The 25,258-nt window shown below is 59.6% G+C and carries 21 protein-coding genes, 1 tRNA gene and 1 CRISPR repeat array; of the genes, 6 read left to right on the plus strand and 16 right to left on the minus strand.

The window, feature by feature from the left end:
• Positions 1-6 precede the first annotated feature (6 nt).
• The 3 genes from ACUUL3_RS09865 to kdsB all read right to left on the minus strand — a co-directional run bounded on the left by ACUUL3_RS09865 (position 7) and on the right by kdsB (position 4,144).
• The gene (locus ACUUL3_RS09865) at positions 7-2,247 is read right to left on the minus strand and encodes a gluconeogenesis factor YvcK family protein (RefSeq protein ID WP_448550897.1); all 2,241 of its coding nucleotides are present in this window, start codon (positions 2,245-2,247) and stop codon (positions 7-9) included.
• A gap of 67 nt (positions 2,248-2,314) precedes the next feature.
• Positions 2,315-3,244 carry a malate dehydrogenase gene (gene mdh / locus ACUUL3_RS09870; RefSeq protein WP_448550898.1) on the minus strand — a complete coding sequence of 310 codons (930 nt, stop codon included), beginning with the start codon at positions 3,242-3,244 and terminating at the stop codon, positions 2,315-2,317.
• A gap of 117 nt (positions 3,245-3,361) precedes the next feature.
• The gene (kdsB, locus tag ACUUL3_RS09875; protein WP_448550900.1) at positions 3,362-4,144 is read right to left on the minus strand and encodes a 3-deoxy-manno-octulosonate cytidylyltransferase; all 783 of its coding nucleotides are present in this window, start codon (positions 4,142-4,144) and stop codon (positions 3,362-3,364) included.
• A 116-nt stretch (positions 4,145-4,260) separates the two neighbouring features.
• On the opposite strand from kdsB, the gene ACUUL3_RS09880 reads away from it, so the two are divergent.
• From ACUUL3_RS09880 to ACUUL3_RS09895, 4 genes are all read left to right on the plus strand, one after another.
• A complete protein-coding gene (locus ACUUL3_RS09880; protein ID WP_448550902.1) occupies positions 4,261-5,052 on the plus strand; it encodes a class I SAM-dependent methyltransferase in 792 nt (263 codons plus the stop codon).
• Between the two features lie 229 nt (positions 5,053-5,281).
• A complete protein-coding gene (locus ACUUL3_RS09885; RefSeq protein WP_448550904.1) occupies positions 5,282-7,915 on the plus strand; it encodes an ATP-binding protein in 2,634 nt (877 codons plus the stop codon).
• Between the two features lie 26 nt (positions 7,916-7,941).
• Positions 7,942-8,763, plus strand: a complete 822-nt coding sequence (locus ACUUL3_RS09890) for a nitroreductase family protein (protein ID WP_448550905.1) — start codon at positions 7,942-7,944, stop codon at positions 8,761-8,763.
• A gap of 147 nt (positions 8,764-8,910) precedes the next feature.
• On the plus strand, positions 8,911-9,081 hold the full coding sequence (locus tag ACUUL3_RS09895; protein ID WP_448550907.1) for a hypothetical protein: 171 nt from the start codon (positions 8,911-8,913) through the stop codon (positions 9,079-9,081).
• Between the two features lie 273 nt (positions 9,082-9,354).
• Positions 9,355-12,311: direct repeats of the CRISPR family, unit length 29 nt; unit sequence CGGTTCATCCCCGCGAGTGCGGGGAACGC.
• Between the two features lie 64 nt (positions 12,312-12,375).
• Here the strand turns inward: ACUUL3_RS09895 and cas2e are convergent.
• From cas2e to cas3, 9 genes are read right to left on the minus strand one after another with little or no spacing between them, the layout of a single operon-like run.
• Positions 12,376-12,693, minus strand: a complete 318-nt coding sequence (cas2e, locus tag ACUUL3_RS09900) for a type I-E CRISPR-associated endoribonuclease Cas2e (protein ID WP_448556464.1) — start codon at positions 12,691-12,693, stop codon at positions 12,376-12,378.
• Positions 12,674-13,597 (minus strand): type I-E CRISPR-associated endonuclease Cas1e, encoded by a 924-nt coding sequence (gene cas1e / locus ACUUL3_RS09905; RefSeq protein ID WP_448550909.1) that lies wholly within the window; start codon positions 13,595-13,597, stop codon positions 12,674-12,676. Before cas1e ends, cas2e begins: the two co-directional genes overlap by 20 nt.
• Positions 13,594-14,574 (minus strand): RhuM family protein, encoded by a 981-nt coding sequence (gene rhuM, locus ACUUL3_RS09910; protein WP_448550911.1) that lies wholly within the window; start codon positions 14,572-14,574, stop codon positions 13,594-13,596. Before rhuM ends, cas1e begins: the two co-directional genes overlap by 4 nt.
• 26 nt (positions 14,575-14,600) lie before the next feature.
• Positions 14,601-15,347 carry a type I-E CRISPR-associated protein Cas5/CasD gene (gene cas5e, locus ACUUL3_RS09915; protein ID WP_448550913.1) on the minus strand — a complete coding sequence of 249 codons (747 nt, stop codon included), beginning with the start codon at positions 15,345-15,347 and terminating at the stop codon, positions 14,601-14,603.
• Positions 15,337-16,374 (minus strand): type I-E CRISPR-associated protein Cas7/Cse4/CasC, encoded by a 1,038-nt coding sequence (gene cas7e / locus ACUUL3_RS09920; RefSeq protein ID WP_448550915.1) that lies wholly within the window; start codon positions 16,372-16,374, stop codon positions 15,337-15,339. The genes cas5e and cas7e overlap by 11 nt, the downstream gene beginning before the upstream one ends.
• 38 nt (positions 16,375-16,412) lie before the next feature.
• Positions 16,413-17,099 (minus strand): type I-E CRISPR-associated protein Cas6/Cse3/CasE, encoded by a 687-nt coding sequence (gene cas6e / locus ACUUL3_RS09925; protein ID WP_448550919.1) that lies wholly within the window; start codon positions 17,097-17,099, stop codon positions 16,413-16,415.
• Entirely contained in the window at positions 17,096-17,581 is a 486-nt protein-coding gene (gene casB / locus ACUUL3_RS09930; protein ID WP_448550921.1) for a type I-E CRISPR-associated protein Cse2/CasB, read from the minus strand. Before casB ends, cas6e begins: the two co-directional genes overlap by 4 nt.
• On the minus strand, positions 17,578-19,101 hold the full coding sequence (gene casA, locus ACUUL3_RS09935; protein WP_448550923.1) for a type I-E CRISPR-associated protein Cse1/CasA: 1,524 nt from the start codon (positions 19,099-19,101) through the stop codon (positions 17,578-17,580). The genes casB and casA overlap by 4 nt, the downstream gene beginning before the upstream one ends.
• 10 nt (positions 19,102-19,111) lie before the next feature.
• On the minus strand, positions 19,112-21,658 hold the full coding sequence (cas3, locus tag ACUUL3_RS09940; RefSeq protein WP_448550925.1) for a CRISPR-associated helicase Cas3': 2,547 nt from the start codon (positions 21,656-21,658) through the stop codon (positions 19,112-19,114).
• Between the two features lie 634 nt (positions 21,659-22,292).
• On the opposite strand from cas3, the gene ACUUL3_RS09945 reads away from it, so the two are divergent.
• A complete protein-coding gene (locus ACUUL3_RS09945; RefSeq protein ID WP_448550927.1) occupies positions 22,293-22,580 on the plus strand; it encodes a hypothetical protein in 288 nt (95 codons plus the stop codon).
• Positions 22,581-22,787: 207 nt separating this feature from the next.
• On the opposite strand, the gene brnA is transcribed toward ACUUL3_RS09945, so the two are convergent.
• The 4 genes from brnA to ACUUL3_RS09965 form a co-directional block, all read right to left on the minus strand.
• Positions 22,788-23,012: a type II toxin-antitoxin system BrnA family antitoxin gene (gene brnA, locus ACUUL3_RS09950; protein WP_448550929.1), complete on the minus strand. Its 225-nt coding sequence runs from the start codon at positions 23,010-23,012 to the stop codon at positions 22,788-22,790.
• Positions 23,002-23,262, minus strand: coding sequence for a BrnT family toxin (locus ACUUL3_RS09955; protein ID WP_448550931.1), 261 nt, complete (start codon positions 23,260-23,262; stop codon positions 23,002-23,004). Before ACUUL3_RS09955 ends, brnA begins: the two co-directional genes overlap by 11 nt.
• A 110-nt stretch (positions 23,263-23,372) precedes the next feature.
• Positions 23,373-23,448, minus strand: a tRNA-Ala gene (locus tag ACUUL3_RS09960).
• 75 nt (positions 23,449-23,523) lie between these two features.
• The gene (locus ACUUL3_RS09965) at positions 23,524-24,384 is read right to left on the minus strand and encodes a hypothetical protein (RefSeq protein WP_448550933.1); all 861 of its coding nucleotides are present in this window, start codon (positions 24,382-24,384) and stop codon (positions 23,524-23,526) included.
• A 230-nt stretch (positions 24,385-24,614) separates the two neighbouring features.
• On the opposite strand from ACUUL3_RS09965, the gene ACUUL3_RS09970 reads away from it, so the two are divergent.
• On the plus strand, positions 24,615-25,199 hold the full coding sequence (locus ACUUL3_RS09970; protein WP_448550934.1) for a TetR/AcrR family transcriptional regulator: 585 nt from the start codon (positions 24,615-24,617) through the stop codon (positions 25,197-25,199).
• Positions 25,200-25,258: the final 59 nt, after the last annotated feature.

Consider the following 25,258-nt stretch of genomic DNA (forward strand, 5'->3'; position numbering starts at 1 on the left):
ACAGGCTTACGGCCGAAAATGGCTGGCGTTGTCCTTGAAGACGATGGTGCGGAAGAAATCGATCACCTCCCGCCGCCGGCCGGCATCCTTTTTCTGCTCCGGGATCAGATTGCAAAGGGTCATCCTGCCGATGGACATCTTGAATTCCACATGGCAGGCATAGCGGTTGTCCAGGTACCAGGCATAGGTGAGACCGAAAAAGAGGCCCGGCGGGGTGAAGCCCTCCTCGCCGTTCACCAGCCGGGTATAGAGGCGGGGGTTGCCGGCGGCGCGCCGCATGCGGACAAGGGGCAGATAATGGTCCAGTTCCTCGCCGGTGAAATAGGCCCTGAGTTCCGCCTCCGGCCGCAGGAGAAGACGGAACTCGTAGCCGAGCTGCTCGCCGTCCCGCAGCACCGGCACCCTGCTTTTTTCCGCCGCGTAGTTGCCGAGCAGGGACTGGCCCAGGGCGATGAGCAGACCGACCTCAAAGCGCGCGGGCTCCTCCACCACCTCCCGCCGCATCTTGATGAAGCGGTCCCCGGGGTCATAAAAGGCAAAAACCGTGTTCCACTCCTGCGCCCCCTGCCACTCCTCGTTGTCCAGCAACTTCACGCCGGCGAGAAAATCGAGGTGGCAGACCGGAATATCCCAGTGGTTCCAGAAGATCGCGCTTAAAAGCGGGCGGAGGTCCGGAGCGATCTCCAGGGCCGCCAGCCGGTGGTTTATCTCGGCAAAACGCGCGTCCGGGGTCTGGCCCTTGGGGTTCAGCAGCACGCCCGGACAGAGGAGGGGGGGCGGCAGCATCTTCCGGCCGCCTGCCGGCAGAAGCTCGCGGATCGCCCACATGACCCGGACCGCCTCGGCAAGCGAGGCGGGATCGTGCTGGATAACCCGGCGCCGGTCGATATCATCCTGGGAGTAAAGGCGCGCCTCCACCGGGGCAAAGCCCATCTCCCGCACCTTTTCCCGATCCAGGTAAATGGGCACCTTGTCCTCGATGGCGTAGTTCTGCAGGATGGAGCCGGGAATATCCCTGAGCCCCAGAATGAGAATCTGCTCGAAGAGATCCGCCACCCCGCCGGGAATGTTGCGGTGATAGGCGGAAATGAGATCGGAGACATGGAAGCGGCGGCGGGGATCGTCGTGGGCGATATCGGTTTCGCCGGTCTGCACCCAGAGGTTGGCGACCAGCAGCTTGAGAGCCCGGCTGTTGGCGCGGATCGCCTCGGCAATCCCCGGCACCTGCAGGATGGGAACGATGCTGGTGAAGAGGCTGCCCGGCGCGTAGAGGATGATATCCGCCTCGGCAATGGCGGCCAGCACCTGCGCCGGCACCTCCGGCTCCCGGGCGAATTCCACGAAGACCCGCTCCATGGGATAGCCGCGTTTCGCCTGGCCGGACTTGAATTCGCCGCTCACCAGCACGCCGTTGGTATAGAGGATCTTGAGGTGGGCCGGAGTGGTGGTGCAGGGATAGACCGCGTCCTGGTTGGCGCCGATCAGGTCGGCCAGAAAGCCGATGCCCCGCAGAATGGTTTCGCCGCCGATTCGCCCCTCGCCCGGTCCGTGCCGCCCGTCGCCGTGCTGATAGATGGCGGAGGCAAGGAGAAGATTGCCCAGGCAATGGGGCCTTGCAAGCTGGGGAGCAAGCAGGGCGTTGCGGAAGAGTTCGTCGAGCAGCCAATACAAGGCGCGGCGCATGAATTCGGGCAGCAGATCGAGATCCGTCCCGGCACCGGCGAGCAGATCGGCCACCGAATGCGGTCTGGCGTCAAAGCGGTAATTGAAAAGGCGATGGAGCTGGATGCAGATCCTTGCCGCCTCCCGGTCATCCAGGCCGTACTGTTTCTGCAGCTTCTGCTTGCGCACCGAGGAGAGCAGCACATGCCTGATATCGCCGAGGGCGATCAGGGGCAGATCCTTGAGCAGCTCGCCGGTGGAGCCGCCGTCGTCGGTCACGCAGACCACGGCCCTGGTATTGGGAAAGATCTCCTTGATGCCCCGGAAGGGATCCTTGGGCCAGCGGGCGCCGCGGCTGTCGCCGCCGAGAAGATTGGCAAGGCCGGTGCCGCCGCCAAAGACCACGACGCGGACATCCCTGGTCTCCGTGGCGTTCAGGGTCTTGGCCAGGCGGCAGAGTTCGCCGCCGAGGTGGCCGGGCGCGGCCGGCGCGCCGCCGAGGGCAAGGGCGATCAGCTTTTCGGCGAGATCCCCTTCCGGCAGCAAATCAAGAAGGCCGAAGCGCGCCTCGGCCGTCCTGGTCAATATCTCCTGTACTGATGCCGTTTCGGTCAATCAGCAAGCCCTCCCAACCCTGGAAAATGAGCGCAACTCATAAGCCGGTGGCGGCCATCTGCCTGCGCACCGCCGCCTCGGACTCGGCCATGGCCTTTTTCTCCTCGTCGCTGAGCCTGAATTCGATGATCCGCTCCATTCCCCTGTCGCCCAGTACCACGGGCACTCCGAGGAAGCAGTCGGAAAAGCCGAATTCGCCCTCCACATAGGCGGCGCAGGGCAAAACCCGCTTGCTGTCGGTGAGCACCGCCTCGGCCATCTCCACCGCCGCCAGGCCCGGGGTATAGAAGGCGCTGCCGGTCTTGAGATGGTTGACGATCTCGGCGCCGCCGTGCTGGGTCCGTTTGACGATGGCGGCCAGCTCCTCCTGGCTGAGCAGGTCGCTGACCGGCACGCCGGAAACATTGGCCAGCCGGACGAGCGGCAGCATGTTGTCGCCGTGGATGCCCATGACCATGGCGCTCACGTCCCGGGGCGCCACGCCGAGGGCCTCGGCCAGGAAGGTACGGTAACGGGCCGAATCGAGTACGCCGGCCATGCCGATCACCCGCTCCCTGGGGAAGCCGGAAACCTTGAAGGCGGTATAGACCATGGCGTCGATGGGGTTGGTGACCACGATGAGCACGCAGTCCGGGGCGTATCTGGCCACCTGCTCGGCGCAGGATTTGACGATGGCCACGTTCTTGGCCAGGAGGTCGTCCCGGCTCATGCCGGGCTTTCTGGCCAACCCCGCGGTGATGATCACCACGTCGGAACCGGCCATCTCGGCAAAGTCGTTGGCGCCGGCGACCCGGTTGCAGAAGCCGTCCACCGGCCCGGCCTGCGAAAGATCGAGCGCCTTGCCCTGGGGAATGCCCTCCACGACATCCAGGAGCAGAACATCGCCCAGACCTCGGCTCGCGGCCCAATGGGCGGCGGTGGCGCCGACGTTGCCGGCGCCGATGATGGTTATTTTGTTTCTTCGCATGGTCTATTCCTCACATTTGATGGTCTTGTAAAATTATGCGGCGACCCAGCGGGATCGCCGTTTCCCTCTTTGGGCAAGGGCCGGCATCCGCGCCTTTGCGCCATGGCGTTGCGGTTTTTAATTGCGCCGGATCAACTCCTCCACCCGCTCCAGGTCCTTGGGAGTATCCACCTCGATGGAGTCGTGCCTGGTGAGCACCACCCGGATGGTGAAGCCGAACTCCAGGGCGCGCAGCTGTTCGAGCTTTTCAAAACGCTCCCATTCCCCTTCCGGCAGCCCGACAAAGGAGAGGAGAAAACCCTTGCGGTAGGCGTAAAAGCCGAGGTGCTTGTAGTAGGTGGGCGTCACCGCCTCCTCCGGATTGCGCTGGAAGGGGATGGGCGAACGCGAAAAATAGAGGGCGTTCATGTGCTTGTCAAAGACGGTTTTCACATGGTTGGGATCGTTGATCTCTTCCTGGCGGACGATCTTGTAGATTAAAGTGGACATGGGCAGGGACGGGTCCTCGAGGAGCGGCGAGGCCACCTGGGAAATCACCTCCGCCTCGAAAAGGGGCTGGTCGCCCTGGATGTTCACCACCACGTCCTGCTCGGCGATGCCCATCAGACCGGCGGCCTCGGCCAGACGGTCGGTGCCGGAGACATGATCGGCCCGGGTCATGACCACTTCCCCGCCGAAGGCGCGCACGCAGTCGGCGATGCGCGCGTCGTCGGTGGCCACCGCCACCCTGGAAAGCAGGGCCACGGCGCGGGCCCGCTCATAGACATGCTGGATCATGGGCTTGCCCGCGATCCTGGCCAGGGGCTTGCCTTCAAACCGGCTGGAATGGTAACGGGCCGGAATGATGGCGACAACTTTGGGTTGTGCTTTATGCTGGGTATCCATTATCTTCTCTGCCATGTGTTCGGTATGCATTTGGCGCAAGGCGGCGCCCAAAACCCTATGAATATACCATCTCTCGAAAATCGTGCACTGGGAAAAAGCGTTGCCGACCAGGGGCCGGGAGCCTTGCGGCCATGACCATCCCCAGCCCCCTGCTGCCTGTCGCGGTGAGCTATGACGAGGAAGGGCTTGCCGCCAAAGCCGGGGCCCTGGCCGGCCAGCTCGGCCTGCCCCTGGTTGGCCCGGCGGAAGACGCCTGCCCCCTCCTGCTGGTCCTGACCGCGAAACGCCTGGAATTGCGGCAGACCGGCAGGACTGCCCCCGGTCCCCTTTTTGTCGACTTCGCGGCCGAGGCCCTGAGTTACCGCCGCCGTCACTCCGGCAGCCGCAAGGAGGCGGTGGCGCGGGCCGTCGGCCTCAAGGGCGGCGCCGCGCTTTCCGTCCTCGATGTCACCGCGGGCCTGGGCCGTGACGGCTTTATCCTGGCCAGCCTCGGCTGCAGGGTGCATCTGGTGGAGCGCTCCCCCATCGTCGCCGCCCTGCTGGCGGACGGCCTTGCCCGGGCGGCGGCGGATCCGCTCCTCGCCGGGATCGCCACCGGCAACCTGACCCTGCGCGTGGGCGACGGCCTCGCCGTGTTGACAGGCTGGCGGCGGGAACGGCCGGAGGTGGTCTACCTCGACCCCATGTACCCGCATCGCGGCAAAAGCGCCCTGGTGAAAAAAGAGATGCGCCTGGTCCGCCTGCTGGTCGGCGACGACGAAGACAGCGACAGCCTGCTGGCCGCCGCCCTCGCGGTCGCCACGAAAAGGGTGGTGGTGAAACGCCCCCGTCTGGCCCCGCCCCTGACCGGCCCCGCTCCCGGGTTCACCATCGACGGCAGAAACAGCCGCTTCGACGTCTATCTGCTGCCGGGCAAGGCGTAAGTCTCTGTTGGCAAGCGCAAGCGGCTGATTCCGCGCCCGGCCGCGTAGTGCCGGCGGAAGCAGCGGCCGCCGGGGCGGAAGCAGTACCGCCTCTTTGCAACCGCCTTCCATTGTGATAGACTGACGATGCCCAAGCCGGGCAGCCGCGCACCGGGGCACTTTCCCGCCGCGCCACCGCCAATCCCAAACCCTCGGGCTTTTCCATGCGACCGCCCCGGGAGAACCTGGCATGAAAATTCTCAACTTCTCCATTGGCAATAAGCTGGCATTCCTGGTGCTGCTTTCGGTTCTGCCGGCCCTGCTCATTCTCCTCTATACCGGCATGGAACAGCGCCGCCATTCCCTGCAGATGGCGGAGGACGACGTCCAGTTGCTCGCCCACAGCCTGGCCGAGGCCCAGCAGGCCATCGCCGTCTCGGTCAGGCAGACCCTCTCCACCCTGGCCCAGACCCCGGCGGTCCAACGGCTGGACGCCCGGGCGAGCAGCGCTCTTTTCAAGGCCGTGGCCGCGAAGAACCCCGAATATCTCGGGCTCACCCTCACCGATCCCGCCGGGCAGGTTCTCGCCTCGAACAGACTGGTCACCGGCATCAATCTGGCCGACCGCAAGCATATCCGCGACACCGTCTCCGCCAAAAAATTCAGCGTCGGCGAGTATATCGTCACCAGGGAAGGCTTGAACACGCCCGTCTTCCCCTATTCCTACCCCGTGCTCGACCAGAAGGGAAATATCAGGGGGGTGCTGACGGCGATCCTGCGGCTGAACCGCCTGGCCGGCTTCTTCGATGTTTCCCGGCTACCGGCGAACTCCTTCGTGGCGGTGACCGACCATCAGGGGATCCGCCTCTTTTACCATCCCGTCAAAAAAGAGACCAACCCCATCGGCAAGCCGATCCGGAGGGAAAACTGGGACATTGCCCGGAAAAGCATGACCCCTGGCCAGTTCATCGACCAAGGCTCGGACGGCATCCGCCGGATCTTTGCCTTCGAACAGGTCCGCCTCGCGCCGGAAAACGCGCCCTACATGTACGTCTGGGCCGCCATCCCGGAAGCCACCATTCTGAAGCCGGCCAACGGGGCTCTGGCCAGGAATCTGCTGCTGATGCTGCTCTGCACCGGACTCGCCCTCGGGATCTCCTGGCTGCTCGGCAAACGCACCCTGCTCGCCCCCATCCAAAGCCTTGTCGCCACCACCCGGGACTTTGCCCTCGGCCGCCTGGACGCCCGCAGCGAACTGGCCGCGAAGCCCGACGAACTCGGGACCCTGGCCAGGGCCTTCAACGAGATGGCCGACAGCCTGGCGAAAAGCCAGGCGATGCTGCGGGAAAGGGAGGCTCACCTGGAGGAGGCCCAGCGCATGGCCCACATCGGCAGCTGGGAATGGGAGGCGGCCGCGGACACCCCTGTCTGGTCCAAGGAACTCGCCCGGATCCTGGAGATTGACCCGGCCGGACCCACGCCCTCCCTTGCGGAACTGGCGCGGCTCTTTACCCCCGAGAGCGCCCGGGGCATGGAGGCGGCCCTGGCCAGGACCAGGCAGACAGGGGAACCTTACGAACTGGAACTGGAGTGGAAACGGCCGGACGACGCGCGGAGATGGATCCTGGCGCGCGGCGAAGCGAGGAGGGACGCCCGGGGAACCATCACCGGCCTGCGCGGCACGGCGCTGGACATCACCGAACGCAAGCAGGCCGAGGAGGAACGGGAACGGCTGCGGGGGCAGCTGGGTCAGGCGCAGAAGATGGAATCCATCGGCAGACTGGCGGGCGGGGTCGCCCATGACTTCAACAACATGCTTTCCGTGATCCTCGGCCATACGGAAATGGCCCTGGACAAACTTGGTCCCACCGATCCCCTGCATGACGAACTCCAGGCGATCGCCAAGGCGGGCCGCCGCTCCGCCGATCTCATCAGGCAGCTGCTGGCCTTTGCCCGCAAACAGATCGTGGCCCCGCAGGTCCTCGACCTCAACGAAACCGTGGAGGGGATCCTCAAGATGCTGCGCCGCCTGATCGGCGAGGCCATTGAACTTGCCTGGCTTCCCGCCGTGTCCCTGTGGCGGATACGGATGGACCCCAGCCAGATCGACCAGATCCTGGCGAATTTCTGCGTCAACGCCAGGGATGCCATCGCCGGAGTCGGCACGATCACCCTGAAAACGGAAAACGTCATTATCGACCATGCCTTTTGCGGGACGCACAACGACTGCGTGCCCGGCGAATACGTGCTGCTCAGCGTGCGCGACACCGGCAGCGGCATGGACCAGGAAACCCAGGCCAATCTTTTTGAGCCCTTCTTCACCACCAAGGAACTGGGCAAGGGCACCGGCCTGGGCCTGGCCACGGTCTACGGCATCGTCAGGCAGAACAAGGGCTTCATCACGGTGGAAAGCGCGCCGGGCCAGGGCGCGACCTTCAGGATTTTCCTGCCCCGTTTCCACGGCGAGGCAACGGCAACGGAATCCCGGCCGGAAAAGGAACTCCCCCTGGGCAGCGGGCAAACCGTCCTGCTGGTGGAGGACGAGCCGATGGTCATGAACCTGGGCCGAAGCCTGCTCTCCGACCTGGGCTACAAGGTGTTGAGCGCGGCCACGCCCGGCGAGGCGATCCGCCTTGCCGCCGAACACGGCGACGATATCCGCCTGCTCATCACCGACGTCATCATGCCGGAGATGAACGGCGGCGAGCTGGCCGCCCGCCTGCGGGCCGATGGCTCCGGCCTGAAATGCCTGTTCATCTCCGGCTACCCGGCCGACGTCATCGCCCATCAGGGAATTCTCGACAAGGGCGTTCTGTTTATCCCGAAGCCTTTCGTGAAAAGGGAACTCGCCTTCAAGGTGCATGAGGCGCTGACCAGAAACTGAACCAGCACCACACGAGGAGGATTTGCATGCTTGACTTTCGCATCGATGATACACGTTGCATCCAGTGCGGCGAATGCGCCCTGGACTGCCCGGCCGGCGTCATCGCCCTGGACCCGTATCCGAAAATCAGCAATGAAGCCGGCTGTTTGCGCTGCCAGCACTGCCTGGCCGTCTGCCCGACCGCGGCCGTTTCCATCCTGGGCAGGGATCCCGGGGCGAGCACGACGCTGCGGGGCAATCTGCCGGCGCCGGCAGGCCTCGCCACCCTGATCAAGGGCAGACGGGCGGTGCGCCGCTACCATGACCGGGATCTGGACCCGGCCCTGATCGACGAACTGCTGGAAGTCTCCTGCCACGCGCCCACCGGGGTCAATGCCTGTTCAGTGCTCTTCACCGTGGTAAAGGAGCGGACCGTACTCCACAAGCTGCGGGAGGAACTGGTAGCAGGGCTCGCCGGGCTGAGGGCGGCCGGCGGCCTGCCGGACGGCCTGGCCGGCAAGTATCTGGCCTGGACCGTCAAGGCCTGGCAGGAGGAAGGCAAGGACATCCTCTTTCGGGGCGCGCCCCATCTCGTCATCACCAGTGCCCCGGCGACCGCGCCCTGCCCGGCCCAGGATACCATCATCGCCCTGACCACCTTCCAGCTTTACGCCCACACCAGAGGCGTCGGCACGGTCTGGGACGGCATCTGCATGATGGCCCTGGCCGCCTGCCCCGAAGTGGCGGCCAAACTCGGCATTCCGCAAGACCACAGCCTGGGTTACGCCATGGCCTTCGGCGAGCCGGCGGTGGAGTACCACCGCACCGTGCAGCGGGGCCCGGCCCAAGTGAATACGGTCAGATGGTGAAGAGAGAGGGGACGCCATGGATATCTCCATGGGGATGGATTCCAGCGAGGCGCTCAATGGCGGCACTTCTGGCCTGCAATGACGAAGCCAGGGCAAGGTGGCCTATATTCCCGCTGCTTTCTCCCTGAAAGGAATTATGGCGCAACCATGATCACGGCACTTTTTCAGATACTGCTCGGTCTCCTCCTGACCGGCCCGTTCTTCTCAGAGCCATCCTGGAGCACGGCCATCCTCGCCCTGTTCGGCCTCAAATTCCTCCTGTACGGCCTGGTCGGCGTTCTCGGTCAGTTTGGCGAAAACTTCCCGCCCAACCCTTGACCGATCGTTCCTCAAGCAGGGCGGAACGGATTTCAATCCACGCGCGGGGCGCGGCCCCAGGAATCCGGGGACCGGCCGATCGAAGACGCGCAAGGCCCCGCGGAATCGCCGTAAAGCAAAAAATTGACAAAGCGTCTGGTAAGGAGTTCGGCGCCGAAGAGAAGAAGCAAAAAAACTCCCCCGCCAATCAGGTAGAAAAAAAGATCGACAAACATGGGCATCACCTTTGTTGCGGTTCTGTTTAGCAAAGGGCCAGCGAAGGACGGGAACGCGGGGTTCATCTTCACGGGTGCGGGGAACGCCTGCTCGCCAGCGCCGACACGCAGGACAACGGCGGTTCATCCCCGCGAGTGCGGGGAACGCCAGGGAATCCGTTAGGAGACGCAGAATTGTTGCGGTTCATCCCCGCGAGTGCGGGGAACGCTCCCCCCCTTACAGTAAACCCAAAAACACCATCGGTTCATCCCCGCGAGTGCGGGGAACGCTCAATACCCCGCCCAACCGCTGTATACGTTGCCGGTTCATCCCCGCGAGTGCGGGGAACGCTGGGGATGAAAACGGCGACCAGCCGCATCCTTAGGTTCATCCCCGCGAGTGCGGGGAACGCGCAATATCAGGCATTTTCATCGCGATCCTGTTCGGTTCATCCCCGCGAGTGCGGGGAACGCCTCCGGCAAAGAAGCTACTGCCATAAGTGTCTCGGTTCATCCCCGCGAGTGCGGGGAACGCCGGGTAAGTTCCTCTCCGGTTTCACCATTAGTCGGTTCATCCCCGCGAGTGCGGGGAACGCAGCTTTTGTTGCTGAATACGAACACCAAGAGCCGGTTCATCCCCGCGAGTGCGGGGAACGCCACGATTATTTTTTTACCACACCGGACCCGAACGGTTCATCCCCGCGAGTGCGGGGAACGCTGCAGGCTGTAGGTGGGGGAAGGGGAGGCGAGCGGTTCATCCCCGCGAGTGCGGGGAACGCGCGATCTGGACGAGGAAGCGCTTGACCCTTCCCGGTTCATCCCCGCGAGTGCGGGGAACGCATCCAGCTTTTTGTTAGTAGCATTTGAAGCCACGGTTCATCCCCGCGAGTGCGGGGAACGCCCTTCCCAGATCTCGATGCCAGGTATCCCAGACGGTTCATCCCCGCGAGTGCGGGGAACGCGGATCTGCGCCCTGGAGCTTGCCCTCCATGAGCGGTTCATCCCCGCGAGTGCGGGGAACGCTCACACAAGGAAAGGCCCCTGCGCCATCCCGCCGGTTCATCCCCGCGAGTGCGGGGAACGCGCCCGTTGATCTTCCGGCAGAACCGTGCTGAACGGTTCATCCCCGCGAGTGCGGGGAACGCTCCGTTGCCGAGCCGGCCAGATTCCCTTTCACCGGTTCATCCCCGCGAGTGCGGGGAACGCAAAGCTGCTCCTGTTTCCCAGATGGGAGACGGCGGTTCATCCCCGCGAGTGCGGGGAACGCCTTCCACCGGGCCGGGCACTTCTCGCCACCTGCGGTTCATCCCCGCGAGTGCGGGGAACGCACAACACCCCACAGAAACCCATGGACTTCCTCCGGTTCATCCCCGCGAGTGCGGGGAACGCGTGATTCCGTAGCCATACAGGCGCTGCATGTACGGTTCATCCCCGCGAGTGCGGGGAACGCCGGCTGGCAGACAACACGTTTTACACCCCGGACGGTTCATCCCCGCGAGTGCGGGGAACGCGGTTACTGACAGGCCCCCATCAACGGGGATACCGGTTCATCCCCGCGAGTGCGGGGAACGCCGGAGGGAGGCCGGTGCGGATCTGTAAATGGGCGGTTCATCCCCGCGAGTGCGGGGAACGCACGCCATGAGGATAATTATCTGTGAAGACCTGCGGTTCATCCCCGCGAGTGCGGGGAACGCCTCACCCATGAGGACAAAGCAACACAGAACATCGGTTCATCCCCGCGAGTGCGGGGAACGCAGGCGTTGATGGCACGAATTGAAAAGGGTGGCCGGTTCATCCCCGCGAGTGCGGGGAACGCGATTGCCGCACCATATGGCGGCGATCTGCCGACGGTTCATCCCCGCGAGTGCGGGGAACGCTTTGGTGGGATTGGCTGGCAAAGGAACCGGACCGGTTCATCCCCGCGAGTGCGGGGAACGCAGAAAATAATCACCTCCTGACGGGCTTGGGAACGGTTCATCCCCGCGAGTGCGGGGAACGCATGACCTCATACTATGAAGCGCCAGTGGTCTCCGGTTCATCCCCGCGAGTGCGGGGAACGCTATCCTTTTTTGATTTCCGCTGCTGCTGGCACCGGTTCATCCCCGCGAGTGCGGGGAACGCCGCACCATGATCATCAACGATGATCCGCGGGCCGGTTCATCCCCGCGAGTGCGGGGAACGCGTAATCGACCTCGATCCTTTCCCAATCTGTTTCGGTTCATCCCCGCGAGTGCGGGGAACGCGCGTTCCGTTGGCGGAAATCGTCCAGCGCCACCGGTTCATCCCCGCGAGTGCGGGGAACGCGGCCCCACAATAAGGAGAAACGAAAATGCCATCGGTTCATCCCCGCGAGTGCGGGGAACGCGAAGGCCGACACGATATGTGGGGGGGAATCAACGGTTCATCCCCGCGAGTGCGGGGAACGCACGGCATAAAGGACCATTTCATGGACAACTACCGGTTCATCCCCGCGAGTGCGGGGAACGCCCACCATCCTTCCCGCTGATCTCCTGCTCTTGCGGTTCATCCCCGCGAGTGCGGGGAACGCAGAGTTAGTAATGGACTTTCAAAAACATCTACCGGTTCATCCCCGCGAGTGCGGGGAACGCCCGGTGTAAAATAATGGCGCAACCGTTCCCGGCGGTTCATCCCCGCGAGTGCGGGGAACGCCTGCGCCGTGAGATAATTGTCATCGATCACGACGGTTCATCCCCGCGAGTGCGGGGAACGCCTGGCCCGGGTTGTTAAAATCTCCGCTGCCAGCGGTTCATCCCCGCGAGTGCGGGGAACGCGCCACCCCATAACCGGCAAAGACTGCCTCTACCGGTTCATCCCCGCGAGTGCGGGGAACGCGTAGTGGGTTTCTTTCTTCTTGCCGACATTCTCGGTTCATCCCCGCGAGTGCGGGGAACGCTTTACCGTACACACCCACCGCCCTGGATGGGCCGGTTCATCCCCGCGAGTGCGGGGAACGCTTACGATGATAAGGAGTTAGAAGATTAAAGGACGGTTCATCCCCGCGAGTGCGGGGAACGCACTTCCTTTAAATCCTTGTAATTCTATTTAATTTTCAAAGAGCAAAAATCCACCGAAAATCTCTCTACTCTTTATGCTCATCATATGACGACCCTGCAATGTCTGCCTCCGGCAAAAAAGAGACGAGCCGCACTCCATCCATTTCCACCGGAATTCTGCGGTTGGCGCCGATGGTGAGAAAATCAAAACCGGATTCCGTGTTGGTTGTCCAACTCATCACTGCATTTCCGTCGCCAACGCCCTCCCGCACGTTGTTCCAGATCATCTCCCGAACCCGGCGGGAAACCTTGCCTACATAGACGCCAGCCCGTATCTCCAAGAGCCACAACGCCAGACGCCCCCTAAGCCTTGGCGGCACGTTTTCAACCACGATGACCAGCATCACCCATTTGCTCCTTGTTCGGAATGGCAACCTCCACCGCCTCCTCGTGGGGGCGTGGCGGTTGCAGTTCACCGGCAGCTAAGACCTGCTCAATGGTCGGGATGATACGTTTCAGCAAACCGCTCTGCCGAAACGCATCCCGACAGGCAAGCCGTACCTCTCTTTCCGGATTCGCCGGATTTTTGGCGGCAATGCGAAAGGCCACCGGCACCACGGTTTCGAATTTGAAGATGTCTCCGATGTCGTACACAAAAGACTGCGGCTTGCCGGTGTGGATGAAACCTACCGCCGGGGCATAGCCGGCCGCCAGGATCGCCGCTTCGCAGATGCCATAAATGCAGGCGGTAGCCGAACTCAGACAGCGATTCGGGGTGTCGCCGCTACCCCAACTGGTATGGTCATAATTGCGCCTCGTCCAGGGTACCCGGTACTGCCGGGCCAAAAGCTCATACATCTTGCGGACCCTGGCGCCCTCGATGCCGCGCAACTGCTCGACGCTGCGCCGCTCAGGCGGCTTCTCGCCAAAGCGCAGTTCGTACATCTTGCGAACAACCTTGAGTCGGGCCGCGTCGTCCAGGGCCAGCTTTGCCTGATACAGCAAACGGTCGGCCCGCGCGCCGCCCGGCTGGCCGGAGGCATAGAGGCGAACGCCGGCCTCACCGATCCAGACCAGAAGGCAACCGACCCTGGCAGCGAGCGTCACCGCGGCATGGGAAACCCGGCTCCCCGGCTCCAGCATCAGGCAGGCCACGGACCCCACCGGAATGTGGGTGCGGACCCCGGCCACATCCACTACCACAAAGGCGCCGTCAAGGACATCCAGATTGCCCCTTTCGACATAGACCACTGAGATGCGGTCCTTGATGGGGATGGGCTTGAGAGGCGGGAGGATCGGTTCGTTCATGATTCCCTTTCCTCTCCAATCAGATTCACGATCAGCCGCACCAGCAGTTCCTTGTGCCCCGGTTCGCTGGCCGCGGTGAGCAGGGCCAGGGCCACCAGGGAACGGTTGTCGAAACCGGCAAGGCCGTTCTGCCGCAGGTAGAGCACGAAGAGGAACGAGCCGATTCGCTTGTTGCCATCACTGAAGGGGTGATCCTTGATGACGAAATAGAGAAGATGCGCCGCCTTTTCCTCGGCGCTTGGGTAAAGATCCTGCCCGGCAAAGCTCTGCTCGATGGCACCAAGAATGCCGGCAAGGCCGTGTCCCCGCTCCTGGCCGAAGAGTTCAGTGGCCTCACCCCGTACCGCCAGCTCTTTTTTCAGAGTGGCAATGGCCCGCCGGGTCTCATCAAGCCCAAGACCCGGCTTTACCCCCTGCCGAGCCGCCGGAACCGACAGCCGCTCCTCATCGTACTCAAGCAGCAGCCGCCAGGTGCGGGCATAGCGGCTCACCACCTCCAACACCGCCCGGCCCTCGTCGCTGACCAGTTCGTGGCTTTCCAGGGTAGTGGCCAGCAGGGCCATGGCCTGCTTCAGTTCGGCAACGCCCTTTTCGGCCAGCCGTTGCCGGTTGAGGGTGTAGCCCCGCACCAGGTGGTCTTTCAGCACTTGGGTGGCCCAGATGCGGAATCGGGTGCCGCGTTTGGAGTTGACCCGGTAGCCGACCGAGATGACAACATCAAGGTTGTAATACTCTACCTGGTATATTTTCCCGTCGCTTCCAGTTGTCGCAAAATTTGCGACAACTGATTTCTTGCGCAATTCCCCATCGTTAAACACATTGTTGATGTGTTTCGAGACAGTTTTATAATCCCTGCCGAACAATTCGGCCATTTGCTGTCGGGACAGCCAGACAGTCTCGTCCTTGAGGTGCACATCAAGGGCGCTGGTGCCGTCTTCGGACTGATAGAGGATGATTTCGCCAAGATCGTGGTTCATGTCAGTATGTCCTTTCGGATTTTCATTTACTTCTCCCCGGCTTGTCTCGTTACCACTCTACGGGGCGAAAACACCCGCCGATTCGTAACAAACGATACCGCCACATCAGGCAAACTGTCCCGCCCTTCGGCAAAGCTTTCCACCTCCTCCTGCCTCGTAAAGGATTCCAGCGGTTTCGTGCCAATGAGAAGGCTCAAAGCCTCGTCCCGCTCAGAGCTCAACCCAGCCAAGACCGGCGCAGAGGGAATACATGCCTTACGCCCCAGCCATAGACCCCACACCGGATTCTCCAGTGCTCTGGCCATCTTCACGAGCAATTCTGTCGAACCTTCCAACACTACACCAAAGCCAGCATCCACCAAGTATTGGCGATTGGTCAGCACCGCCAACGCCTGGCCATTTTTTGCCCTTGGCTTACCATCCTCGGCCGAAACGGTGATACTGCCTCGTACCCTGGGATCATTCGGATTATAACCACCACCAACGGTATGATAATCCTGCATCCGCCGTACCGGCAATTCATACTGCTTGTCCTTCTTGTGTATGATGCGTGGTATGGCAATAGCGGTCATGCGCACGTTCGAGAAAGAAACAAGAAACTCCTGCTCCTGTTTCGTACCACGACCATAGCCGAGCGCCGCGCAACACATGCCGGCAATTGCGCTCTTGGTGGGCATCAAACCGGTGTTGCGGCGGTTGTACTGGCTGTCGAAGCCCCATGCCTGGAGCGGCCCTTCCAGCCGCAGGGCCAGAAAGGATTTATCAGATGACATGAGCCACCATCCCGTCGATGAATTTCTTAAAACCAACCTCTGGTATGGCCTGCTCAAAGACAGCCTCGACGCCCCAGGTATTCTTGAGTTTCGCGTACTCATCCTTCAGCAGTTCAACCGATTTGGAGGTGTAACCCTGTGATGATTTCATCGGCGTTTCAAAAGCGTTGACCAACTGGATCGGGTGTCCTTTCTCCCGCACAATACCCAGCACGTACACGGGCAGGGTGTTGCCGTTCATGGTGTTTTTACGGGCCGACGGCACCGCCTTGATAGTGGCCTCAACGAAGGTCCGCACCACATTCTGCCGCTCTGCGCTGTCAAGGCTTCCCAAGTGCTCGGCATCGGCAAGCATATCGAGGTTGAGGGCGGCAAAACGATAGTAGGTGGCAGAGTTGAACTCCAAGGTGCTGGTCATGCCAGCGCCCGCTTCCTCCTTGGGTTGCAGATCATCCACCGCCGAGAAGAAGTCGATTTCGTTATCGACCTTGTGGGTAGACAGGGCGTGAGAGAACATGGCGGACGCCTCGACGGTCAGGGAATGGTCATTGGCGACCATGCGGCCAAAGATGGAAATATCGGCAGCGTCCTTCAATGACTTGGCATCAACAGCCTTGAGCGCTTTCTTTGCATCCTTTGTTTCAGCATATGCCTTGGCAAGTGTTTCCAACTCCAGCGGCGACATGAAATAAAGAGTAGTAGATTTTATTTTATCCTTTGATTTTTTATCGATCTTTACCAGCTCATCGACAATCTTCCGTGCTCCGTCGCCAGCGTCGGTATCAGAAGTTCCGACTCCCTTCATTGCCTTGACAAGAGGCTCGTACATCAGGCGGGTACGCTCCCCCTTGAACTGTTCCGGAGCGATTTCTTTTGCCAGTTCGCGGATAGCTCGCTTCCACGACTGGCTGGAAACCCGCGCCCGCTGGACGCCGCCGAACACGGCAGTTTTCGGGGAGTTGAGATCATCACGATTAAGGCAGGCCACGGGTACGGATTGAATGATGTGCAGTTCCAGGTGTTTCATAATCGGTTATCTCCTTTTCGCTGAGTTGGTTGTTGTGGTTAAAGATTGACTGGAGCCAGCAGCAGAAGGCCGAAGCCAAACCCCTTGGCGCTGCCAATTCCGGCTTGATAGGTTTGTATAAAATGCTCCCGGTCGGTTACTTCCAGCACGCCGCGAAACTGGACGCCGCCGTGATAGGCATTCTGTTCTTTTTTACGGAAGTAGCTCTCCACCATCGGGCTGATATCCAGCGGATGCTCCTCGACAACGCGGAAGCCGCCCGGAATGTCTTGCTTTGTTGCCATGCCCCTACAGCGCACCTGCCCCTTGCGAACCAGCCACGCTTTCAACTCTTCCGGCTTTACCAGCGGCACCCGCTTGCCCCGCTTACGCTTGCCGGCTGCTGTCATAAGGGGCTGTCCCTGCTCATCCCGTTGTGCCAGTGCCTTGGTGGGGTTGGCACGTAGGTCGAAGGCGTAATAGCGGTGCGACAGGAACGTGGGGGATATTTCCTTGAGAGCAAAACTTTCCGCCGGGCACCACGCAGGGCATACCGGTTCTACGGCGGCTAGCACCCAAACCCTGAAGGCGCCTTCCAATGGATCGATACGAGTAAGGAAAGTTCGGTTGGCATCGGGCATATTAGGAAAGCACTCCCAAATCTTCCTGTGCCAGGCGTAGTTGTCGAACATCCGCTCAGCACGTGCCGATTCTGCGCTTATGTCCACTCTGGCGAGCCAATTCATGCGCCCTCCTCGGCGGGGGTGACCCCCGGCGTCCAGAAAGACGTAGCCCATTCCGTCTTGGTGCGGTCGGACCAGTAATGGAGATCCTTTTCAAGTTGTGCGTAATTGACAGGCACTCCGTGCGATTTCGCCATCTTCACCATGCGCATGATCCGTTCGAACACCTCATGGCGGTCGGACGCCAGAATCTGCTGAAAGCGACGCTCGGTGGGAGTGAGCTTGTTGTCGTCGCTTCGCTTTTCATTCCGCTCCCGTTCAATGCGTTTGCAGGTTGCACCAAAGTTACCCTGCTCTATTTCCTCGGGATGCGTGGCATACAGACCGGCCACGTAGGCGGCCGCTTCATTGCCAACCTCAACCCCGATACGGCTGAGCACGGGCCAGGCCCGATGTTTCTTGCTCTCCACAAGGATGCAACGGAGGTTCGCCATCATCCCGCGATCCTCCTTGAACCTGCGGAGCCGTTCCAGAAATGCGCTCATTGATTGACCTCCTTGCTCTCTGTGCTATCCGTTTCCGGTTCATCTTTTGTTGTGGTCAGCTTTTGCCATCCTTTGGCAAAGGCCCGGCGCTGGCGAGGTGTCTCCTGGCCACAGGCAACTACATATGCGTCACGGGCCGCGCTATAAAGTCTGCAACGCCATTTATCCTGGGCTGTTGGAAACTCTTCCGTATCAAGAGCTTCAACGATGCCCATGAGCATGCCCAGGTTGTTTTCAATGGATGTCCAAAAATGCGTTACTACCGATGAGCCAAGCCCCTTACCATCGCTGACATCCAATTCGTTTCGATAAAGCTGTACTGCGTCATCCAATATTCTGGCGACTGATTGCGCCTTCTGAACTTCATTAGAATAGGTCGTGCAGCCTCTCTCCGTACGGAACTTCTTCGAAATATGAAATCGGGATTCAACCGAGTCCAAGATGTCCTGCTTACCGGGATTCCTGATTAATGCCCCCACCCAAATATCAATGGCTTGTTCGTCCAAATGCCCAAGGTTCAAGGCGCAGGAAAGTGTCTTGGATGGAAGGTTATATTGAAGAATGGCGTCCAACTGCCGCCAGGGCCTAATATGGAGTTTTGCCCCGACCAAAAATCTCTCTTCTTTCTTTTTGGTCTTTATGCTGACAACCGAGGTGTTGAACTCTCGTGGAAAATCTGGATAGATCGGATAACGTAAGCCTTCCCCGTACAGCATTTTGGAGCTGTTTTCGAACAACTTGATTGCCCTTGAAATCGGAACGAGCCGACCGAGGACTGTTTCCGTAGAGCCAGATTCCGTAGGGCTTTTTGGCATTTGTTCCCATACAGGCTTTCCGTACCAAAGCTGATGGTCCGAATCATTCATCAACCGCGACAACTCGTCAAAATCACAGAGATTGACGCACAGCGTTTCCATGAGATCTTTTCCCACCAGAAACACATGATACATGGACGAAGTAATGCAAGGCGCGTCTTTAGCAGAATCGGGTGTTGCAACTCCTTTCCAGAGAGGGCGAGACAGCAGCCCACAGGTAGAAAAATTCTGAATTGAGAGCAACCCCAATGCCAGTTGATGTGTCTCGAACGTCCTTTCGGCATTTTTGGTGCCATCGTGATCGAACAGGGTGGATGCCGCTCCGCTTGCCAAAGCGAAATCAAGCTTTGCTACCGGCGTAAACGCTTTTTCGTCATTCTCTTTGGACGGTTTCAGATCAGCCACCTGTAACCATGGCTTGGTTGGATGAAACAGCTCGAACGCATCTCGCCACTTTTCCAGATAGGCTCGCGCTGCCTCCGGCAAGCGTTTCGGCACCTCGCACCATTCGTCGTAATCCTTCGGTCCGTCCAGAGCCGCGTGGGCCACGCAGAGAAACAGCCGCATCAGCGCTACCCGTTCGTGCGGCCGTACTGCCAGATCGACATACTCTTCGCCTTCGACCAGTACGCTGCAAAGACTTGCCAGTTCCCGCTCGCCGTTGGCATTCACCACCGGTATCCACGGGTCAAACGCAACGTTCATATCCCCTCCTTCACCTGGATTTATTCACTACGAGTCCCAACTCTTCCGTGTACCGCAACGAAATCCCATCTTTCAGACCATCGACCTGAACCATGCCATCGGCGCCTACAATGCCGACGACATGCGCTTCGTGCAGGTACTCACCAAATGGCCCCTTGCCAGACAACGGTTTGAAATGATGCAACGACATCCTGACCAGATTCCTGTGCAGTGCCCGAGCGGTTTCGTAGCTGAATTCACCGTTGAAATGAGCTATCGAGCCATCGACACAGTGCGCATGATCTTTCGAGTGCTCCATACAAAGGATCAGAGAGATTGTCGGCAGTTCGTTGAGCCTTGTCTGAACGCCTTCCTGATCGTTAAGCGCCGGTTGCCAGATGTTGGTGCTCATCTGCGCTTTAAACTTTTTGGCGGAGTCGGTGCCAAACCATTCGTTGTAGAGCTGTTGCCACGACTCCGGCTCATCGTCCCGGTCACAATAGGTTTGTTCTATTAGTTCGCGTATCTGCCCCGGGATGGTGATACCGTCCGTTTGTTTTTGCCACACCTCCAGCGTACGCAGCAGCACGTACGGCGCATAAACGCGGGCTTTGCCGCCCAGGGCGCTGACAGTGGCCTTTGGCGGCATTTCCAGGAGTTCACCCAGCATCTTTTCCTCTTCAATGACGCAGACACGCGGCGCCGCTACCGGCCTCCCTTCCCGCTCATGCCGCCAGAGCCGGCCAAGCCGTTGCAGCAGCATATCGGTCGGGGCCAGCTCGGTAATCAGCAGGTCGGCGTCAAGGTCAACGCTCTGCTCAACCACCTGTGTTGAAACCAGGATCGAACCACCGCGATTCGCGCCATCCTTGCCGAGTCGTTGCATCCATTCTTCTTCCCGTTTCTCGCGATGGCTGAAAATCATGCGCGCATGCAGCAAGCCCAGCTTGAAACGACTACCTGCCTGTTGTTGCAGGCGTAGGAACTGCTGCTGGGCCGCATCGACGGTATTGCAAATCCAAATTACGGTTCCACCGGCGCTTGCAACCGCAATGGCGTCATCCAGCGCCGTATCCGGTTTGACAAACTCAAGCATGATTTTTTTTGAAGCGGGTGGAGTTGCGGAAACAGGTGGGAATGGGCTTTGCTCGGTACGTCCAGTTATCAGTGGATAGGATTGTGTTTCCGGTGTATTCGAGTCTTCCGAGTTGGCAAGTATTTGGGTGCGGCGTTTACCGGTCAGCGTGGCGGAGAGAATGATTACCGTGCAACCAAGCCGCTCAAGCATCTTGATCAAAATATCGACCAAGGCCCCGGTATAGACATCGTAGGAGTGGACTTCGTCGATGATTACCACCTTGCCGGCCAAGGCAAAGTGACGGACGAAAAAATGCTTGGCCGCCACGACGCCTAGCAGAGCCTGATCAACCGTGCCGACACCGAATGGAGCAAGCAACGCCCGCTTGGTTGAAGCAAACCAATCCCGACCGCTGCGGGCATCATTCTCCGTTTTTTCTGAGGCGTTCCTGGCAGGTTGATACTCACGAAATTCACTGTTCATAAGCCAGGAATTACCGTGGATAAGACGGCTGGCACCTGACGTGGGCGCAATGCGATTCAGGAACTCGTTCAAGCGCAGATGGATACGGTTACTGGTGGCCTGGGTCGGCAAGGCAAAGTAAATGCCGCTGGCCTTACCCGCCGCCAGCAACTGATAAGCAGCACCAAGAGCTGCTTCTGTTTTGCCCATACCCATGGGTGCTTCGATAACATACACACCGGGACCGGTAATGGCGGCCAGGGTCTTGGCCTGCATGTCGTTGGGAGTGAAGTCGAAAAGCTGCTCAAATGACAGACCGGGAACTATGGCCGGAGGAATCAAACCGATAGCGCCAATGGCCTCCTTGGCGCAAACAAGAGGATCGCTGTCGTTACTTTCGGCAATTGGCGAAAAGAACCGTTCATCGGAGCCGATCCAGTCAGCCACTGTTGTCAATCCGGCAAGCCACCAGATGGCGACGGCATCTTCGGTAAGACCTGCCGGTGCTTCTTGAACACCGAAATAATCCCACACCTTGCCGGCGCACAGGAGACGCTCGGCCTGCCAATCGATACCGCTTCGTTCTTCGGAAAGCGGGGCAATCAGCGGTGGTCTGATGCCGCGAGGCTCCGGTCGAAACTTGATTCTTCCGTGATGTGCCCCGAGGACAGTAGCAATATGCATCGCAGCATTTCTCGCACAACCAACCTCAAGCAAAAAGTCCTGAATCGCCGCATGGGACGCCCTCCCGTGATCTGTCTCTGTTCCGCCGACCCAATTCCCGTTTTTAGCCGCCGTTGCAAGGTGGTTTGCGATCAACCATTGCTCACACTTTTGCTGAAAACCGGGCGAAATCTTGCCCAGATCATGCAGAGCCGCCAGCGCCCCAACAAGTGATGAAAGCAATCCAAAACGCTTCAGTAACTCCGGGGCGGCTTCCGCAATGCAGCGCGCCACGCATCCCACATTGATCATGTGCTCGTAAACCGAGATACCCGGTGCACCGTCAGCGGTTGTTTTTGCCCAAAAGTAATTCATTCAGTCACATTACTCCTAACCATTCTTTCCCGAAACCATTTCAGTATCCATTTCCCTCTCCTGCACTCCTCCAAATTCACCGCCCCCACCTCCGCCCTGGGCGAGGAAATGGCCTGAACGATGCGGAAGAGACCTTCGAGGGTAACGCAATCAGTCCGCAGCGAAACGCCGCTCGGTGCCGGCAGATCCAACCCGTGACACAAGGTCACGACTTCGCCCACCGCCGCCTCAGAGCTCTGCCGCAACTTCCTCCAGCATGCCGCGCATCCGGAGAACCCATCAATGCCCCGCAGACATCCTCCACCGCTACCTCCCATTCGCCGTCATGGCGAACCCGCCGAACCCCCCTCCCCAAAACCCTCCACCATTGCCTCGCCATTCATATTCATTTCTCTACCTCCACCAGCCCCATACCCCGCACACCGTTTCAGCCAAACTATCCTAACAAGGTGAATCAAACAAGAAACAATTGACTGCCCAGTATTCTTTCGGTAATCGGATCAGGAAAACAGATTTGAATGGAGCATACCACCCCACCTGGGACAAATGGTGTCCCATATCAAAAAAAAAATCGCGGCTACGAAAATTTCCTCCTCCCCGGCCTGAAGACCGAGGATTCATGAAAATCTGACTAATGCTGCATACAGCCTCGGGTTGGCAACTCTCCCCGGGCTACGACATCACCCCCAACATCCACCAGGAGACGCATATCCTTCGGGTGAACGGCAAGGAAGGCATGTTCACCCGCGAGGATTTGCTCAACGAGGGCAAGCGGTTTTGCCTGTCGGCGCAACGGTGTCGCCGGGTGCTTGCTGAGGTGTTTGAAAAGCTGGCGGACTGGGAGGGTGTTTTTGATGAATGCGGAGTGCCGGGTGAGCATACCGGGCGGCTGCGGGAGAGCATCAGGGAGAAGAGGTTTTGAGGTCGGGCGGGACAACCTTGGGACATTTTGCGACAAAACAGCAGTGTTTTTGGCCCCAAACGAAAAAAGGAAACCAGGCACAATTACCTGATTTCCCTTGTATTTTTTTTGGGTGGAGCTGAGGGAGATCGCCCCTCTGGCCTACGCGTTGCCATAACCTGCCGATTTCGCAGGGGAAATTATTTTCAATCTCTCCAGGCTTGGATCTCAGGCGGCTTTTCCCAGCCGTTCGGCAATCCAGATCTTCAGCAGGGCCTGCCTGGACACCCCCAATCTTTTGGCTTCCCTGTCCAGGGCCTCGATGACCCATACCGGAAAATCGACATTCACACGCCTCAGTTCCTGATTGACACGCCGGGCGCGGGAAAGATCGAGATGCCCACTGATGTCTTCCCCTTCTTCGAACTTCTTGTCGAATTCTTTAGCTTTCATACAGGGCTACCTCCTCTTTTCGAGAGCGACGAACGGAAATAATTCGAATTCGATTGTTCCGATAGGTGATGATACCGGACCAGTGCTTTCCGGCTATCTTGCCGATCACCAAAAATCGTGGCTCACCAGAAGTTTTGGCAGGAATTTCCAGCAAATCCGGGTCACCCCACAAAGCTTGCGCTTCCAGGAAATCGATTCCATGCTTTTCTTTATTTACGCCGCTCTTGGCCGAATCGAACTCGAAAGTCATACCAAAAATATACCAAAACAATCCAATTGCGCCAAGGGAAATGGGCGATTTTGGGCCCAAAACAAAAAAGGGAAACCAGGCATGATCACCTGATTTCCCTTGTGTTTTCCTGGTGGAGCTGAGGGGGATCGAACCCCTGGCCTACGCATTGCGAACGCGTCGCTCTCCCAGCTGAGCTACAGCCCCACGCTTTTTCCTTTTATGCCACGCGCCGCCTGTTTCGTCAATCCCAGGCCGCGCCTGGCCGCGATATTTTCTCACTCACCGCAGCAGATCGGGGGCAAAAAGCATGGTGAGGCCAAGGCCAACGAGAACCACGCCGCCAATGAGCTTGCCGTATCTGGCATACCCGCTGCCCATGGTGGTTTCGAGGGCCACGGCGGCCAGGGTGAAGATGATGAGGTCGTCGAGCATGAAGAAAAAGTCGTAGAGCAGGATATAGCCGTAATAGGAAAGGGTGGGCAGCTCGCGCAGGGAAAGGGCGTGGGTGAAGATGGCGGGCAGGGCCGCGGAGCAGGCGAACTCGATGCTGTTGACCAGAAAGGCCAGGACGATGATGCCGGCAAAGGAGGCCAGGGACAGGGGCGCGGCAACGAGGCGCTCCATGCGGCCCATGGTCTTCTGCTTGAGCCCCCGGCCGCCCACCTTGCAGACCGGCCCGCCCCTGGTGACCGCGAAGGAACGCAGATCGCAGAGGCCGATGACGAGGGCGCCCAGGCCCACGGCCATGGTGAGCGGCCGCAGATAGCCGAGGATGAGAAAGACGTTGAGCCAGGCGGTCATGAAGAGAAAGTAGAGCACCCCCGAGGCCAGGACAAAGGAGCCGACCAGGAGCCGGATCTTGCGCCGGTCCCGCAGGGTGACGAGCAGGGAGAGCAGATAGACCAGGGCCCACATCGCGCAGGGGTTGAAGCCGTCCGCCAGCCCCAGGAGCACGGCCAGGGCGGGCAGGGAGAGATCGGCCAGGGGGATTTGCCCGACCAGGGGCAGGGTGACGAAATCCTGCCGCCACACCTCGGGGCCGGCTGCCAGGGCGTAGGATTTCAGGCCGCTGAAAAAAACAACGGCAACGGAAAGACAAAAGGAAAAATACTCAATGCCACGGCGCATGTCAGCCCTCATCCGGAAATATCCTGATTCCAGTATAGACGATGCCGACACATTTGCGGGGCGAAAACCCGCCGCAGGCCAGGGCGAGATTCTCCGCCCCAAGGCCATCCCCCCTTTGCCCGTCAGGAGATTGGCCCACTGCCCCCTGGTCGGCTGACGCGGAAAACGACAAAGATTGACATTCAGAGGAATTTTATTTAGAAATTCCCCATGCCATTGCCCTTATCCCTTGAGGTTATTCCATGAGTTTTTACACAAACAGCTCGAAAAACAGGCGGGACCGTATTCTCCACACCGCCTTGAAGCTGTTTCACAGCAAGGGGTATTTCAAGACCTCCGTTCATGATATACGCGAACAGGCTGATGTCAGTATCGGCCTTGTCTATCGTTATTTCAAAAACAAGGAAGAAATCGCGCAAACGCTTTATCAGGAAATCTCTGAAGATATTTTTGCAAACATCGAGAAAATAATTGCCCAAAATGCCAATACGCATGACCGTTGTCGCGCAATCATGGCGTATTATCTCCAACTCACCGAAGATTTTCCCGAACTTGTTGATTTCATAATCTTTGCCAGACACAAGGAGATCATGCCCTCGGTTGTATCCATTTGTGCCGGCAAAGCACTGGCACGGATCCGCCAGACCATTCAGGAAGGCATCGAAAACGGAGAGATCAGACCCCTGGCTCTGGTGGTTGCCGGGCCGAGTCTGTTTGGCGGCATGACACGACTCATTCAACTCCGGCTGATAGGCATGGTACAGGAACCGCTCCCCAGCCTGCTGGACGAAATCTGGGAATCAGCCTGGCGCGCCGTGAAGGCCTGATATTTTTTTCCCTTCAGGCAAGAATGAATGTTCATTTTCTTCTTGAAATCTTTTCCACC

This window comes from Thiovibrio sp. JS02 (assembly GCF_053485635.1).